The sequence below is a fragment of the Micromonospora sonneratiae genome, from assembly GCF_042679305.1.
GTDB classification, from domain to species: domain Bacteria; phylum Actinomycetota; class Actinomycetes; order Mycobacteriales; family Micromonosporaceae; genus Micromonospora_H; species Micromonospora_H sonneratiae.
The window spans coordinates 70093-85651 of sequence record NZ_JBHTMP010000004.1; the positions used below are offsets into that span (position 1 = coordinate 70093).

The following is a 15559-nucleotide window of genomic DNA, read 5'->3' on the forward strand; positions in this document are numbered from 1 at the left end:
GAGACTTTTCCAAGAAAGGCGAATGCCGCGAGCGTGGGAGCCGCCAAAAAGTCTCAAAGGACGCGGCAAGGTGGTGGGGGCGTGGAGGACCTGCCTGGTCGGTCGGCCAGGGATCAGTCCGATGTGGATGTGGTCAGAGGTCGGTGACGATCACGTCGAGCTGCCGTGGGCGGCCGGTGGCCGACGGCTGTTCCTCCACCGTGTACTTGAGGTCCCGCAGTGCCACGACCAGTTCCTCCGGCGATCGTGGTCGGACTCCGGCGGTCAGCAGGTTCCGGACCAGCTGGCCCTTGGTGGCCTTGTTGAAGTGACTGACCACCGAGCGGGTGACCACCCCGGCGACCTCCCGCTCGCTCACCACCCGGACCGTCACCGTACGTTCGGCCAACTCGCCGGTGGGCCGCCACATCGCCGAGTAACCGGCGGACCGGAGGTCCAGTACCGGCCCATCCCCGGCAGCCTGGGCCATCGTCGCTGCCATGGCCGTACGCCAGTAGCTGCCCAGCGTCCCCGGCCCCGGCAGGTTGACGCCGATCGAGCAGCGGTAGGCCGGGATCCGGTCGGCGAGGTGCAGCGCGCCCCACAGCCCGGAGAAGACGAGGATCGACCGGCGGGCCAGTCGGCGGGCGGGTGTCGGGAGGGTGGCGGGTTCCAACGCGTCGTACAGCACGCCGGTGTAGATCCGCTCGGCCATCGCCGTCGGGGCCTGGCGGAGACGCGCGTTACGGGCCACCTCGGCACCCTGGCCCGGGCTCAACCCAAGGACGGTACGGGCAGCGTCGCCGTCCGGTGCGGCGCAGAGGTCAACCAACGACTCCAACACCCGTTCGCGGGCCGGGGTGAGTTCCGGTAGCGACAGGGCGGCCAGATCCAGCGGGGCACCCGACCTAGGGGCGGTCTTGCCTTCCGAGGGGGGTAGCAGGACGAGCACGGGGACACTCCTCGGCGTCGGTGCGGTGACCTCGATGGCCGGACACCGCAGGTCGCAGGCCCGCCAAGGGTACGTCCTCCGCGGTGGCCGCCTGCAGACCTCACCGCCCGAGACCCGTACCGGTAGACCGTGGCCCAAGTCGGGCATATGACGACACGTACCATGATTTAGGGCATGAGTTGACGTTGGGTGGTCGACCTGACGTGAGGCCAGTTGCCCGACGGGCAGCCAGGAGGACAGGGACGGGATGGGCGAGCAGCAGGAGCGTGAACCGGGTGGCCGGCACCAGGCCACGCCGGAGCCGACCGTCACGCTCAGTCCATCGGCGGAACTGCCCGCGATGGGTGAGGACGAGCTGGACCTGCTGCGTCAGACCGGCCGGAGTTGGGCCGAGGCGCTACGGGATCGGCGCAACGTCCTGACCACGCTGCCGCTGGATCCCGGTCTCGGCCGGTATCGCAGCCCGCCGACCCCGACCAGGTTCGGCCGCTTCGCTCCGGTGGAGATGTTCCGGGTGGCGGAACCGGGGGAACCGGATGAACTCGTCGCGACCGGTCCTTCGGGCGAGGCCGAGTCGCTCCCCGGACGGATGCTGGCCAGGATCCGCCGTACGATCCTGGGCCCACCGTTGACCAGCGCCGCCGTCGTACACGAACGCATGCGCAAGCTCGTCGCGTTGCCGGTGCTCTCCTCGGACCTGCTCTCCTCGGTGGCGTACGGGCCCGAGGCGATGCTCACCGTCCTGGCCCTGGCCGGCAGTTCGGCGCTCGTGCTGTCCCTGCCGATCGGGGCTGTGCTGGTGGTGCTGATGATCGTGGTCGGGATCTCCTACCGGCAGACCATCCCGGCCTATCCGCACGGTGCCGGTTCCTACATAGTCGCCGGAGACAACCTTGGCCGGCGGGTCGGTCTGGCCGCCGCAGCCGGACTGATCATCGACTACATCCTCACCGTGTCGGTATCGGTGGCGGCCGGGGTGCATGCGGTCACCTCGGCGCTGCCCGGCCTCATGCCATGGACCGTCCCGTTCGGCCTGCTGGCCATCGCGGTCCTGCTGGCCGGCAATCTTCGAGGTGTACGGACGTCCGGCAACATTTTCGCCGCGCCGACCTACCTGTTCATCGTGGCCATCGCGGTGTTGGTGACGGTCGGACTGGTCCGGGCCGCCAGCCGGGGATTCACCCCGATTCCGCCCGAGCCGGTCGCCGCCACCAGGAGTACCGGCCTCCTGCTGGTGTTGCTGGCGTTCTCCTCCGGCGCGACCTCGATGACCGGCATCGAGGCGGTGTCCAACGCGGTTCCCGCCTTCCGGGCTCCGGAGTGGCGCAACGGCCGCACCACGTTGACCTGGATGATCAGCCTGCTCGTCGTCATGTTCGTCGGGTTGATGCTGCTGATCCATTTCGACGGCGTGACGCCGAGAGCCGACCAGACCCTGCTCTCCCAGTTGGCTCATCGGACGTTCCCCACCGGGCCGTGGTACGTCCTCATCCAGGCCGCCACCGCACTGATCCTGCTGTTCGCGGCCAACACTGCGTTCAACGACCTGCCCCGGCTGTTGTTCTTCATGGCCCGCGACGGCTACGTCCCGCGACGATTCCTGCACATGGGCGACCGGCTGGCGTTCAACAACGGACTGATGGCACTCGCTGTCGCGGCGGCGGTCATCCTGGTGGCGTTCCGTGGACATACGGAATCACTGATCCCGCTCTTCGCCGTCGGCGTCTTCCTGGCGTTCACCCTGTCGCAGGCCGGCATGGTGGTCCACTGGCTACGTAAGCGTGGTCCGCACTGGCGCAAACGGCTGACCCTCAACGCTGCCGGCACACTGTTGTCCGGGGTGGTACTGCTGACGGCCGCCATCACCAAGTTCACCGAGGGCGCCTGGGTCGTCGTGATCGCCGTACCGCTGCTCATCCTGGTCGCGCTGCGGGTCCGACGACACTACGACATGGTGCGGGTGCAACTCACCCCGCATCCGTCGCGTCTCAACGTTGCCCGGCCGGTGAATCCACCCTCGGTGGCAGAGACGAGTCGACGGGCGACCGGGCCCGAGAAGGCGGAGCATCGGCCCGATTCCGGAGAAGAGGAGGGGCCGCAGACCGGGGAGGAGCCGGAGACCGAGGAGAGCCCACAGGAGATCTGGCATCTGGTCGTCGTACCGGTCGAACGGCTCAACCTGGCGGCGCTGCGTGCCCTGGCCTACGCCGTGTCGATCGGGCAGCCGGTGCTGGCCGTGCACATCAGCCCCAGCGAGGACGAGGCGGCGCGGTTCTGCCAGCAGTGGGACGCCTGGGGTGACCACGTACGACTCGAGCTCATCGTCTCGCCGTACCGGGCGATCGTCGCCCCCCTGGCCTGCTATCTCGAGGCTCTGCACGCGCTGCGACCGGACGTCACCCTCACCGTGATTCTGCCGGAGATCGTGGTACGGCGACGGTGGCACCAGGTCCTGCACAGCAACGTGCCCCGGCACCTCCGGAGGGCACTGCGTCAACTGCCGGGGATCGTCGTCACGACGGTGCCGATCCACATTCCGCACGCCGGGGTGCAGCGCACGAAATAGGGGCGGGACCGGAGGTGATGCCCCACCTCCGGTCCCGCCCATGGATCGATCCTGGCTGGTTCGGTCAGCTCTGCACCTTCGCGTCCCGGCGGCGGCGCAGGACGAGCACCATGCTTCCGGCGAGGACGAGGCCGCTTCCCACGGCCAACGGCACCGCGAACGACGGGTCACCAAAGCTCGTTCCGGTCACCGGCAACTTGGTGTGGCTGGGGGTCACGGTCGGGGTGCCGGTTGGCGTGCCGGTCGGGGTACCGGTCGGGCCGCCACTGGCCGGGCAGGTGTGCGTCAGGTTGAAGTTGTCACCGGGCTCGGGGTTCCCGGTGATGTTCGCCGTGGTGGAGCCGTTGGTGAGCGTCCAGCCCGCCGGTGTCCTGATCCAGGCCTTGCTGGTGCCCATGTCGTCGACGATCGCGCTGTCCTGGGTCGGGGTGGTCGTGATGTCCCGGGTGACCGGACCGTTCGGTGTCGAGAAGTTGAGGTGCAGCGAGACGAACTGACCCAACTGGTTGGGCTGGGGGAGGACGAAGACCCAGACGTCCTGGTCGGCAAAGGGGCCGCCGCCGAGGTTCTGCTCGCATTGGCGGGTGCCGAAGCCGGCGGCGGTGGTGGGCACGTTCCCCGGGTTGATCGGGATGGTGCCCGCCGCCGAGGCCGGACTGGCGATCGCCAAGCTGATCATGCTGGCCAGCATCGCACCGGCTAGGCGAACAGATGTTCGTAGTTTCATGGGATTACCTTGATCTTCCTCTTCTGCAAGCGACGAATGACTGGTAGTAACTCACCGTGAAACTGGATATCACGGACAGTAGAGTCATTGTGGGTAAATGACCTCTTTTCACGCTAAAAGCCATGATCATGCTCATGTTTGCCCAAGTCGCCGCGCAGGGGTGATCGTTCCGGTTGGCGCGGTACCGGCACCGGGTCGTTGCGTGTCCAGGAGCTTCGCCCGACGCCTCGCCGGTGGGGACCCCGTCGGCCATGGTCGTACGCCCCTCGCCGTGTCTGCCGGGGCTGCTGTTGCCCGACGTGAGATTGACGTGGCCGTGAACCACGGGTCCCGCGATTCCTGACGGCCCGACGAGGGCTCTGTTCCCTGAGCGGGCACCGGGACTGTTTGGAGTTTGCGGGTCGGTGGGGGTGGAAGTGCCCGGCAGATCGCCACAGTGGATGCAGATGTTGCGACGGGAAACACTGGTTTCGTCAGCATCGTTCGATGCTCTGGTCGCATTGGTCGACACGTATTGCTTCCGCACTCGAATGACCCGCCATTGCGGACGGTTCTGGTGCGGAACCTGCTCCGCGATCCCCGACCCCGTTACACAATGTGATCAGGACGAGACGGAACGGGGGTGGACCATGAATTCGAGGCGCCGAGACGCGCTGATGATGCTCGTGGCTGCTGCGCCGCTGGTTCTGGTGGGCTGTACCAGCGAGTCGAAGAAGGAGGAGAGCGCTCGCTCGGCACCGCCCAAACTTGCGATTACTCCAGCGGCGAACGCCACTAACGTCCCGATCAGTGCCGAGATCGGGACGAAGGTCTCCGACGGGAAGATCACCACAGTTTCCCTGACGGACAACAAGGGTGCGAAGGTTGACGGGAGCATGCGGGCGGACGGTTCGGCCTGGGTGCCGAATACGCCACTCAAGAACAGTCAGACCTACTCCGCCGAGGTCACGGCGACCAACAGTTCCGGTACGGCCACGAAACAGCAGGTACGTTTCACCACAATGGCCAAACCGGAGAAGCGGGTCACCACCAACCTCTACTTCGAGAACGACCGGACGTACGGGGTGGCGATGCCGGTGACGGTCGCGTTCGAGCCGACCGTGCCGAAGGAGGCCCGGGCCGAGGTCCAGCGTCGGTTGTTCGTCGACACCGACCCGCCGCAGCCGGGTGCCTGGCACTGGGTCGAGGACGGTTCGCAGGTCTACTACCGGGCACCGGACTTCTGGCAGCCCGGCACGCGGATCAACGTCCGGGCCGCCCTTGACGGCCTGCCGATGGGAAAGGTGGGGTACGGCGACGACGACCGCACCGCGAGCGCCAAGATCGGCAACAAGGTCTTCCTGGAAATCGACAGTGCGACCAAGCAGATGTCGGTCTTCCAGGACGACAAGCTCACCCGGAAGATCCCGGTCAGCCTCGGCAAGCCGAGCACACCCACCTCGAGCGGAAACATGATCATCATGGAGAAGCTGGAGGCGACGACCTTCGACACGCGGGGTGACCCGAACGGGGGTTACGTGGTCGATGTCGAGGACGCCCAGCGGCTGACCTGGGGCGGTGAGTTCATCCACGCGGCACCGTGGTCGGTCGGTGACCAGGGCTACACCAACGTCTCACACGGCTGCACCAACGTCTCCAACGAGAACGCCGACTGGCTCATGAAGACCACGCAGGTCGGCGACCTGGTCACGGTCAAGGGCACCGAGGTGCAACTCGAGCCGGGCAACGGCTGGACCGCATGGAACATGGAGTGGAGCGAGTACGTCAAGGGAAGTGCACTGCCCGTACCCGCTGATCTCAAGCCGGAGGCGAAGCCGGCGCCGGCACCGAGCGGATCGTCGGCCACCAGCGGACCGCCCGCACCGACCCCGTCGAACCGGGGCGGCTGACACCGCGACCGACTGAACCGGGGCGGAACACGCACGCTGACGGCCCCGCGCTCCCCATCCGGACAACGGTGGGAAGCGCGGGGCCGTAGCCGTCGGTCATGGTCAGGCTGCCGGCCGGATTCCCCGGTCACCCGCCTCGGCGGCGAGGCCGGGCAGGAGTCGTAGCCGTGGTGGTGCAGGCTCCGGCTCCTCGTCGTCGAAGCGGGCCCGCCAGCCAGGTCGGTCGTCGTCGCGTCCGGCTGGTGGTGCCCCCGGGTCCAGGCTCCGTCGCGACAGGGCCAGGACGATCAGGTAACCGGCAAGGAGGAAGCCGTGGCTGAGTAGCCGGGCCGGGTCGACCCGGCCGGCCGCGAGGTCGCTGATCGACAGTAGTGCGAGGACCGTGACGAAGGCGGTCAACATCGGCACGATGCCGCCGGCGCGACTGCGGCGCAAGGCGATCCCGGCAAATCCGGCACCGATGGCGATGTTCCAGGCTGCGGACTCGTGCCAGAGGTGGTCGGGGGTGGCGCCCGGGCCGGTGTGCGGATGTCCGGTGGTGAAACCGGTCACCTGCACCAGCCCGAGGACGAACTGTGCCAGTCCGAGCACGCCGAGTGCGCTGCGCAGCAGGACCACCAGCCGACCGCGCGCCGGGCCGGGTACGGCGTCGAGCACCTCGTCACTGACCCCGGGTGTCGCGATGACCAGGCCGGTACGGGCCAGGCGGGTCACCCGGGCCGCCTCCTCCGACCAGTTCCGGCATGCCGGGCAGTTCGCCAGATGCCGGTCGACCGCGTCCCGGGTGACGCCGTCGTCCTCCCCGTCCATCCGGGCTGACACCGACTCTCTGCACTGCTCACAACCCACCCGCCCATACTCGGACGAAAGCCGGGGCGGCCCACCACCGGGGTGCCTGACCCCACCTGCGGGGCGTCGGCGGTTAGCCTTCCGGGATGCAGCCGACCGGGCTTGACGACGTGGACATCACCGGGTGGGCGTTGGCCGCGCGGGCCGGCGACCGGACCGCTGCTGCGGCGTTCATCCGAGCCACCCAGCAGCAGGTGTACCGGTTTCTGGGGCACCTGGTCGACGGCGCGGACACCGAACACCTGACGCAGGAGACGTATCTGCGTGCGATGCGTGGGTTGCCCCGGTTCTCCGCCCGCTCGTCCGCCCGTACCTGGCTGCTGGCGATCGCCCGGCGGGTCGCTGCCGACCACGTCCGGTCGTGGCGGAACCGGACGACGGGTGCCCCGGCGCCCATCCGGCCCGACGACGGGTCGACGGAGGGGATGTCACTGCGGGAGATGCTGGGCACGCTGCCGCCGGATCGGCGGGAGGCTTTCGTCGCCACCCAGGTCCTCGGACTGAGCTATGCGGAGGCCGCCGAGGTGTGCGACTGCCCGATCGCCACGATCCGGACCCGGGTCGCCCGCGCCCGCGCCGATCTCGTCGCGGCGTTGCCGGCCCGAGGGCGCGGAGCAGCAGCGTCGTAGGCTCGGGAGACATGGCACGCACCATCTTCGGCCGCCCGCTGCGCACCGTCGGCTTCGACCTCGTGGTCTCCGGGCTGGTGGCCCTGCTGGCAATCACCGGCACCGCGGTCCAGCCCGGCGGCTGGCCCGCCACGCTGATCGGCTTCGGGATGGCGCTCGCCCTGCTGTTCCGGCGGCGACACCCGTCCGCCACGGCCGCCGTGGTTGCCGCGCTGGCCCTGCTCCAGGTGTACTTCGACTGGCATCCGCTGCCCTACGACGTAGCCGTGCTGATCGCCATGTACAGCGTGGTCAAGTACGCCGAGCGGCTACGCGACGGCATCGTCGCCGGGGCGGCCGTCGCCGTCGGGATCCTGCTCACGGTCCAGAACTTCGAGGGGGTCTGGTGGGTCGGCGTGATGTTCCTCGTGCTGATGTGCGGAGCGGTCTGGCTGGCCGCGCTCAACGTCCGTACCCGTCGGCTGTACGTGCTGAGCCTCGAGGAACGGGCAGTCACCCTGGAGCACGAGCGGGACGCGCGGACCCGCGCGGCGGTGGCCGAGGAGCGCACCCGGATCGCCCGTGAGCTGCACGACGTCGTCGCCCACAGCATGGCGGTCATGATCGTGCAGGCGGACGGCGCGCGCTACATGATCGACCGGGACGTCGACACCGCCCGGGGAGCAATCAAGATCGTCGCAGACACCGGTCGCGAGGCGCTGGAGGAGATGCGCCGACTGGTGGGCGTCCTGCGGGAACCTTCCGCGGACGTACCCGGCGAGGACGGGCCAGCCGGACCCGCCACCCCCGGTTCCGCTGCCGTCGAGGACCTCGGTGCGGAGCCGAACCGGCGACGGCTGGCCATCGGCGAGTTGGACACCCTGCTGGACCGGTCCCGTCGGGCGGGACTCACGGTCCGGCAGAGCGTGCTGGGTGCACCCGTCGCACTACCCGCCGGAGTGGAACTCACCCTCTACCGGGTGGTGCAGGAGGCGTTGACCAACGCCCTCAAGCACGTCGGTGCCGGGGCCAGCGTGGAGGTCGTGCTCGACTACGCCGAACCGGGCACGGTGTCGGTCCGGATCGTCGACGATGGCCGGGGCCGCGGCGTCGTCGGTTCGGTCGCGCCGTCGGGCGGACATGGCCTGGTCGGCATGCGGGAGCGGGTCGCGGTGTACGGCGGCACCCTGCACGCCGGAGCGCGGCTCGCCGGGGGCTGGCAGGTCGACGTACGTCTGCCGCTACCGTCGGTCCGAGCAGAGAGCCAGGGGGCAGCATGACGATTCGTGTGGTGATCGTGGACGACCAGGCGCTGGTGCGCGCCGGCTTCCGGATGGTCCTCGACTCGCAGCCGGACATGACGGTCGTCGGCGAGGCGATCGACGGCGCCGACGCGTTGCGGGTGTTGGCCCGGACCCCGGCCGACGTGGTGGTCATGGACATCCGCATGCCGATCATGGATGGCGTGGAGGCGACCCGCCGCCTCGGCGAGGGACCGGCCGAGGGACGTCCCAGGGTGCTGGTGCTGACGACCTTCGACACCGAGGCGGACGCCTTCGCGGCGTTGCAGGCGGGCGCCAGCGGATTCCTGCTCAAGAACGTTCCACCGGAGGAGCTGCTGGCGGCGATCCGGGTGGTGGCCAGTGGGGATTCGGTGGTGGCGCCGTCCATCACCCGTCGGCTGCTCGACCGCTTCGCCGGTCAACTCGGCCCCGCCCCGGCGGCCGATCCGAGACTCGAGCAGCTGACCGACCGGGAACGGGAGATCCTTCTGCTGCTGGCCGAGGGGTTGTCCAACGCCGAGATCGCCGGGCGGTTGTTCGTGGCCGAGGCGACCGTCAAGACCCACGTTGGCAAGATCCTCGCCAAGTTGCGGTTGCGGGACCGGGTCCAGGCGGTGGTGCTGGCGTACGAGAGCGGTCTGGTCACCCCCGGCCGCTGACCGTACGCCCTCGACCCGGATGGCCGTACGTCCTCGACCCTGCCGTGATCCCGACCGACCCTGCCGTGATCCCGACCGACCCTGCCCACCGGCCAGTTCCACCCAGGTACGTCGATGGCATGCGACCTATGGCGTAGGGGAGCGCACCTAGGGTCGCCACCTGCGGCGTATTCCGTTCGGGCACTCCGGTGGAGATCCTTCCCGGTCCTGCGTGACTAGCGTCGAACACGTCCAACAACCGCTGCCTAGCAGGGAGTAGAACGTGTCCGTCGGCTCGCCCCCACACGTTTCCACCAGCGTCACGGTGACCGCCCGGGGACTGACCAAGAGGTACGGCTCCGGCGTTGCCGCCGTGACCGCCCTCGATTCCGTCGATGTCGACTTCGCGGCCGGCCGGTTCACCGCCATCATGGGTCCCTCCGGATCGGGTAAGTCCACGCTGATGCACTGCCTCGCCGGGCTGGACCGGCCCGACGCCGGCTCGGTGCACATCGGCCAGACCGACATCACCCGGCTCGACGACAAGCGCCTGACCCTGCTACGGCGTGACCACGTCGGGTTCGTGTTCCAGAAGTTCAACCTGCTGCCGGCGCTGTCGGCCGCGGAGAACATCCAGCTACCGCTGGCGATCGCCGGTCGTAGGCCGGATCCGGCCTGGATGCAGCAGGTCGTCGCGGCGGTCCGGTTGACCGACCGGTTGTCCCACCGGCCCAGCGAGTTGTCTGGTGGGCAGCAGCAGCGGGTTGCCATCGCCCGGGCGCTGGTGACCCGGCCATGGGTGGTCTTCGCCGACGAACCGACCGGCAACCTCGACTCGCGCTCCGGGGCCGAGGTGCTGCGACTGCTCCGGGAAGCCGTCGACACCCTCGGCCAGACCGTGATCATGGTGACCCACGACCCGGTTGCGGCCAGTCACGCCGACCGGGTGGTGTTCCTCGCCGACGGGCGGTTCGTGCACGACCTCGTACAGCCGACGGCCGAGAAGGTCCTCGACGTCTTGGCCCGGCTCGACAGTTCGGCGGTCGCGCCGGCTCAGGGGCGGTGAGGCGGGATGCTGCGACTCACCCTGCGCTCCCTGCGGGCCGACGCGCTTCGCCTGGCACTGTCCTCGTTGGCCATCGTGCTCGGGGTCGCGTTCATCGCCGGCACCCTGATGTTCACCGACGGCATGAAGGCCGCCTCGTACGCCAAGGCCGGCGCGTTCGACCGCCACACCGACGCCGCCGTGTACCCGGCTGACACCGCATCCGGCGACCGGCCGCCGGCCGGCTTCGACCAGGCGGTTGTGGACCGGGTACGTGCAGTTCCCGGCGTACGGGCGGCCGAGGGGGAGGTGACCGGGCTCGGCGGTGTACTCGGTGCCGACGGTAAGCCGGTGCTCGGCTACTCGCTGGTCGCCAGTGTGCCCGCCGATCCGGCGCTGCAGTCGTACGACGTCACCCAGGGACAGCTGCCGCAGCGTCCCGGTGAGGTGGTGCTCGACGAACGGACCGCCGAAGCGGAGGGGTTCGCCATCGGGGCGACGGTCCGGGTCGGCGGCAACGGTGGCCAGGCGACCGACTACCGCCTGGTCGGCGTGGTGGACGTCGCCGGGAGTTCGCGGGACTTCGGCGGGGCGTTCATCGGCCTGACCGGGCCCGACGCCCTGAAGGTGACCGACAGCAGGGGGTACGGCCGGATCATGGTCGCCGGCCAGCCGGACGTCTCCGACGAGGAACTAGCGAAGCGGATCGCCCCGGTCGTGGACGCCAAGGCCACCGTCCTGACCCACCAGCAGATCGTCGACGAGGGGCTCCAGGACGCCGTACGGGACGTCGAGCAGTTCAACATGGGGCTGCTGCTGTTCGCCGCGATCTCGGTGCTGGTGGCGGCGTTCGTCATCACCAACACGTTCACGATCGTGCTGGCCCAGCGGACCCAACGGACCGCGTTGCTGCGGGTGGTGGGCGCTACCCGGGGACAGGTGTTCCGGTCGGTGCTGCTGGAGTCGGCGGTGCTGGGGGTGGCGGCGTCGCTGGCCGGGGTGCTGATCGGCGCGGTGATCGCCGTCGGCCTCGGGGCGTTGCTGTCGCCGACCGGGGCGGCGACGGGCGAGGTGACGCTCTCTGCCGCGACCGTGCTCCTGTCCGTGGTGCTGGGCACCTCGATCACGGTCGGTGCGGCGATCCTGCCAGCCTGGCGGGGTACCCGGGTGCCGCCGGTCGCTGCGTTGTCCGATGCCGCCGTGCAGACCACCCGGCGGGCCGGCTGGCTGCGCCTGGTCATCGGCGGGACCACCTTCGCGGCCGGGGTGGCGGCGCTGTTGCTGGCCGGCAGCACCGGCAGCGCGGCGTTCGTCGCCGCCGGAGGCGTGCTGACCTTCGCCGGCATCGTGCTGTTCGGACCGCTGCTGGTGCCGGCGCTGGTCCGGGTGCTGGGCTGGCCGGCCCGACTGCTGCTGGGCAGCATCGCCGGTCTCGCGATCGCCAATGCCGTACGGAATCCGCGCCGGATCGCTGCCACCGCGAGTGCCCTGGTGATCGGTATCGGGCTGGTTTCGGCGTTCACGGTTGGTGCGCAGAGCACCAAGGAGGGCATCGAGCGCAGCGTCGACAACCAGGTCGGAGCGGACTTCCTCGTCACCGCGACCGGTGGCGACCTGCCCGGAACCATCGTGGCGGACCTGAAGAAGCGGCCGGAGTTGGGCTCGGTGCACGTGCCCCGCACCGTCGAGTCCGGTGGGGCCCGGGTGGTCTCCGCACATCGGGACCAGGTCGGGCGTACCCTCGCCCGGGTGGTCGAGGGGGACGTCGGCAAGCTCGGCCCGGGTACGGCCCTGGTGTACGACTCGTTGGCCCGGGAGCGCGGCCTGACCGTCGGGTCGACGGTGCCGGTGGCGAACCGTACGTTCCAGGTGGTGGCCGTGGTGGTGGCCAAGGGCGAGCCGATGATGTCGGGTAGCGACCTGCCGGCCGGGCAGACGATCGCCGTCTCCGACGACGAGTTCTCCGCGTTGTTCCCGGACCGCAGGGGCTACCTGGTGCAACTGGATCCGGCCGACGGGGTTGCCGAGCTGCGGGCCCGGGACGCGATCGAAGCGGTGATCAGCAACTATCCGACCGTGTCCCTGATGGACCAGGCCGGCTACAAGAAGATGCTGACCGGCACCGTGGACATGCTGCTGGCGTTCGTCACCGCACTGCTCGGCCTGGCCGTCGTGATCGCGCTGGTCGGCGTGGCCAACACCTTGACCCTGTCGGTGGTCGAGCGCACCAGGGAGAACGGGGTGCTCCGGGCGGTCGGGCTGACCCGGGGGCGGATGCGGGCCATGCTGGCGGTGGAGGCGCTGCTGATGTCGCTGGTCGGGGCGTTGCTCGGGATCGGTCTGGGCACCGGGGTCAGCGCGGGAGCGATGAGCTTCCTCAACGAACTCGGCGGTGACTTCACGGTGGACCTGCCCTGGGGACAGCTCGGGCTGATCCTCGCCGTCGCGGCGGTGGCCGCGCTGGCCGCCTCGGTCCTACCGGCCCGTCGTGCGGTGAGCCGGCCGGTGGTGGAGGCGCTCGGCGTCGAGTGACGGGGAGCGGGGTCGGGTGATCGGTGGTGGGGTCGTCGGCGTTACGGGGCCGACGACCCCACCCGTTCGTGGGTGTTGCGGTGGTACGTCCCTCACACCCGTGACATGCGTGCCTCGGCCTGCGCCTCGGCGATGGTGTCCTGGATGATGTCGTCCAACGTCCGTACCGGCCGCCAGTTGGTCAGGCTGCACAGCTTGCCGATGTCGGGCACCCGGCGTTCCACGTCCTCGAAGCCGGCCGCGTAGGCCGTGTCGTACGGCATGAGTCGCAGTTGGGAACTGCTGGCCGAGTGTTTGATGATCCGTTCGGCGAGTTCGAGGATGCTGACCTCCTCGGGATTGCCGACGTTGAACGTCTCGCCGATGGCCGCCTCGGTCTCGAGCAGGGTGGCCAGCGCGGCGACCGCGTCCAGTACGTGGGTGAAGCAGCGGATCTGTGACCCGTCGCCGTAGATGGTCAGCGGCTCGTTGCGGATGGCCTGCCGGACGAGTCGGGGGATGACCATTCCGTTGTGCGGGCTCTGCCGTGGGCCGACGACGTTGAAGAACCGCACCACCACGGTGGGCAGTCCCCGTTCCCGGTGGTAGGCGTTGGCCAACGTCTCGTCCACCGCCTTGGCGGTGCTGTACGCCCAGCGGGCCAGGGTCGGACTGCCGATCACCCGGTCCGCGGTCTCGGCCAACGGGCCGCGTGAGTTCTTGCCGTAGATCTCCGAGGTACTGGCAATCATGATCTTCCGCTGGTAGCGGTGCGCGGCCGAGATGACCGTCTGGGAACCCCGTAGGTTCGTGTTGAACGACCTCAGCGGCTCATTCATGATCAGTTTGACGCCTACGGCAGCCGCCAGGTGGACGACGGTGTCGCAACGGTGCATCAGTTCGTCGACGATGACCTCGTCCAGGATCGAGCCCTGGACGAATTCGAAGTTCGGGTGACACGCCACCCGGTCAAGGTTGCTGATCCGGCCGGCGGGCAGGTTGTCCAGTACGACGACCCGGTCGCCCCGGGCCAGTAGGACGTCAACCAGGTGCGAGCCGATGAAGCCCGCTCCGCCGGTGACCAGAATCGTGCTGCCTTGCATCTAACGCTCCCCTGGTTGCCGTAGCGGCTTTAATGCGCCTCAAGCACTATAAAGCGGTAAATTTGTCTAAGGTGATGTATGAGTGTTTTGCCCTGCGTGGCGTCGCGTCCGGATCTGCTCTTCCGGTAGCGGTGCTCAGAGGTGCTCGACGTTGGGCCCCGCGCACCGGTTACGGGCGTCGAAGATGTAGCGGGCCGAGCGGACGACCAGGTCGTAGTCGAGATCGTCGTGGTCGGTGACCACCACCACCGCGTCCGCTTCACGGATCTCCCGCTCGGTCAGGCTGACCAGGGTCACGTCGTCCGGGATGGGTTGCAGCCCGGCGTACGGCTCGACCGCGTTCACCCGGGCACCGAGCCTGGTCAGTTGGTCGGCCACCGCCAGGGCGGGGGAGTCCCGCATGTCCCCGGTGTTCCTCTTGTACGCGAGGCCGAGCAGCAGGACCCGGGCGTCCCGGATCGGCCGACCGCGGTCACTCAACCCGATCATGACCCGGTGCGCCACGTGTTCGGGCATCGCGTGGTTGATGTCGTTGGCCAGCTCCACGAACCGGAACTGCCGGTTCAGGGTGCGTTTGACCTGCCAGGACAGATAGCAGGGGTCGATCGGCAGGCAGTGCCCACCGACGCCTGGGCCGGGGCGGAACGCCATGAAACCGAAGGGTTTGGTGGCGGCGGCGTCGATCGCCTGCCAGATGTCGATGTCCAGGTGGTGGGTGAGCATCGTCAGCTCGTTGACGAGTGCGATGTTGACCTGCCGGAACGTGTTCTCGATCAGCTTGGTGAGTTCGGCGACCCGGGTGGAGTCGACGGCGACCGTCCGGTCCACGATCCGCCGGTAGAAGGCGTCGACCTTGCTCAGGGCGGCGGCATCCAGGCCGGAGACCACCTTGGGGGTGTTCTCCAGTCGCCAGATCGAGTTCCCCGGATCGATACGTTCCGGGCTGTAGCCGAGGTGGAAGTCCTTCGGGCTGTGTAGCCCACTGCCCTGTTCGAGTAGCGGGCGCAGTAGTTCCTCGGTCGTGCCGGGGTAGGTGGTCGACTCCAGGATCACCGTGCAGCCGGGGCGGAGGTACGGGGCGAGCGCGGCGGCCGACTGCTCGACGTGGCCGAGGTCCGGTGTGCCGTCGCGTAACGGGGTCGGCACGCTGATGACGCAGACGTCGAAGCCGCTCGCGTCCGCGTAGGTGCTGGACGGCCGGTAGCGACCGGTGGCCAGCGCGGCGGCCAGCCGGTTGGATGAGATGTCCTCGACGAAGGACTCGCCGGCACCGAGGCGCTTGACCCGGCTGGTGTCGACGTCGATCCCGACAACATCGAAACCGGCCTCGACCGCTCGTATCGCTAGGGGTAGCCCGACATACCCCTGACCTACCACGACCAGTTTTTCAGTCGGTATGTCAGCTTCTG

12 protein-coding genes are annotated in these 15559 nt (G+C 69.0%); 7 read left to right on the top strand and 5 right to left on the bottom strand.

All coding sequences use genetic code 11. From position 1 onward, the window contains the following. Positions 1 to 133: 133 nt before the first annotated feature. Positions 134 to 931, bottom strand: coding sequence for a peroxide stress protein YaaA (gene yaaA / locus ACFQ4H_RS04285; RefSeq protein WP_377567168.1), 798 nt, complete (start codon positions 929 to 931; stop codon positions 134 to 136). Between the two features lie 247 nt (positions 932 to 1178). Between yaaA and ACFQ4H_RS04290 the strand changes: the two genes are divergently transcribed. Further along, positions 1179 to 3497 (top strand): APC family permease, encoded by a 2319-nt coding sequence (locus ACFQ4H_RS04290; protein WP_377567170.1) that lies wholly within the window; start codon positions 1179 to 1181, stop codon positions 3495 to 3497. Between the two features lie 64 nt (positions 3498 to 3561). Here the strand turns inward: ACFQ4H_RS04290 and ACFQ4H_RS04295 are convergent, their stop codons facing one another. Further along, complete coding sequence (locus ACFQ4H_RS04295; protein ID WP_377567172.1) at positions 3562 to 4224, bottom strand: hypothetical protein; 663 nt, start codon at positions 4222 to 4224, stop codon at positions 3562 to 3564. Between the two features lie 629 nt (positions 4225 to 4853). On the opposite strand from ACFQ4H_RS04295, the gene ACFQ4H_RS04300 reads away from it, so the two are divergent. After that, positions 4854 to 6113 carry a L,D-transpeptidase gene (locus ACFQ4H_RS04300; protein ID WP_377567174.1) on the top strand — a complete coding sequence of 420 codons (1260 nt, stop codon included), beginning with the start codon at positions 4854 to 4856 and terminating at the stop codon, positions 6111 to 6113. A 102-nt stretch (positions 6114 to 6215) separates the two neighbouring features. Here the strand turns inward: ACFQ4H_RS04300 and ACFQ4H_RS04305 are convergent, their stop codons facing one another. Then, positions 6216 to 6962 carry a zf-HC2 domain-containing protein gene (locus tag ACFQ4H_RS04305; RefSeq protein WP_377567176.1) on the bottom strand — a complete coding sequence of 249 codons (747 nt, stop codon included), beginning with the start codon at positions 6960 to 6962 and terminating at the stop codon, positions 6216 to 6218. Positions 6963 to 7048: 86 nt separating this feature from the next. On the opposite strand from ACFQ4H_RS04305, the gene ACFQ4H_RS04310 reads away from it, so the two are divergent. From ACFQ4H_RS04310 to ACFQ4H_RS04330, 5 genes are all read left to right on the top strand, one after another. Beyond that, entirely contained in the window at positions 7049 to 7591 is a 543-nt protein-coding gene (locus ACFQ4H_RS04310) for a sigma-70 family RNA polymerase sigma factor (protein WP_377567178.1), read from the top strand. Positions 7592 to 7602: 11 nt separating this feature from the next. Then, entirely contained in the window at positions 7603 to 8850 is a 1248-nt protein-coding gene (locus tag ACFQ4H_RS04315) for a sensor histidine kinase (RefSeq protein WP_377567180.1), read from the top strand. Next, entirely contained in the window at positions 8847 to 9512 is a 666-nt protein-coding gene (locus ACFQ4H_RS04320) for a response regulator (RefSeq protein WP_377567182.1), read from the top strand. Before ACFQ4H_RS04315 ends, ACFQ4H_RS04320 begins: the two co-directional genes overlap by 4 nt. Positions 9513 to 9774: 262 nt before the next feature. Next, positions 9775 to 10557, top strand: coding sequence for an ABC transporter ATP-binding protein (locus ACFQ4H_RS04325; RefSeq protein ID WP_377567184.1), 783 nt, complete (start codon positions 9775 to 9777; stop codon positions 10555 to 10557). 6 nt (positions 10558 to 10563) lie between these two features. Continuing rightward, the gene (locus ACFQ4H_RS04330) at positions 10564 to 13068 is read left to right on the top strand and encodes an ABC transporter permease (protein WP_377567186.1); all 2505 of its coding nucleotides are present in this window, start codon (positions 10564 to 10566) and stop codon (positions 13066 to 13068) included. A gap of 92 nt (positions 13069 to 13160) precedes the next feature. Here the strand turns inward: ACFQ4H_RS04330 and ACFQ4H_RS04335 are convergent, their stop codons facing one another. Further along, positions 13161 to 14150, bottom strand: a complete 990-nt coding sequence (locus tag ACFQ4H_RS04335; protein ID WP_377567188.1) for an NAD-dependent epimerase/dehydratase family protein — start codon at positions 14148 to 14150, stop codon at positions 13161 to 13163. Positions 14151 to 14285: 135 nt separating this feature from the next. Continuing rightward, positions 14286 to 15548, bottom strand: coding sequence for a nucleotide sugar dehydrogenase (locus ACFQ4H_RS04340; protein WP_377567341.1), 1263 nt, complete (start codon positions 15546 to 15548; stop codon positions 14286 to 14288). Positions 15549 to 15559 lie beyond the last annotated feature (11 nt).

What these genes read in the sequence shown, in the direction of transcription:
- ACFQ4H_RS04290 (WP_377567170.1), top strand. Translation starts at nt 1,179, where the DNA reads ATGGGCGAGCAGCAGGAGCGTGAACCGGGTGGCCGGCACCAGGCCACG.
- ACFQ4H_RS04295 (WP_377567172.1), bottom strand. Translation starts at nt 4,224, where the DNA reads ATGAAACTACGAACATCTGTTCGCCTAGCCGGTGCGATGCTGGCCAGC.
- ACFQ4H_RS04300 (WP_377567174.1), top strand. Translation starts at nt 4,854, where the DNA reads ATGAATTCGAGGCGCCGAGACGCGCTGATGATGCTCGTGGCTGCTGCG.
- ACFQ4H_RS04310 (WP_377567178.1), top strand. Translation starts at nt 7,049, where the DNA reads ATGCAGCCGACCGGGCTTGACGACGTGGACATCACCGGGTGGGCGTTG.
- ACFQ4H_RS04315 (WP_377567180.1), top strand. Translation starts at nt 7,603, where the DNA reads ATGGCACGCACCATCTTCGGCCGCCCGCTGCGCACCGTCGGCTTCGAC.
- ACFQ4H_RS04320 (WP_377567182.1), top strand. Translation starts at nt 8,847, where the DNA reads ATGACGATTCGTGTGGTGATCGTGGACGACCAGGCGCTGGTGCGCGCC.
- ACFQ4H_RS04330 (WP_377567186.1), top strand. Translation starts at nt 10,564, where the DNA reads ATGCTGCGACTCACCCTGCGCTCCCTGCGGGCCGACGCGCTTCGCCTG.
- ACFQ4H_RS04335 (WP_377567188.1), bottom strand. Translation starts at nt 14,150, where the DNA reads ATGCAAGGCAGCACGATTCTGGTCACCGGCGGAGCGGGCTTCATCGGC.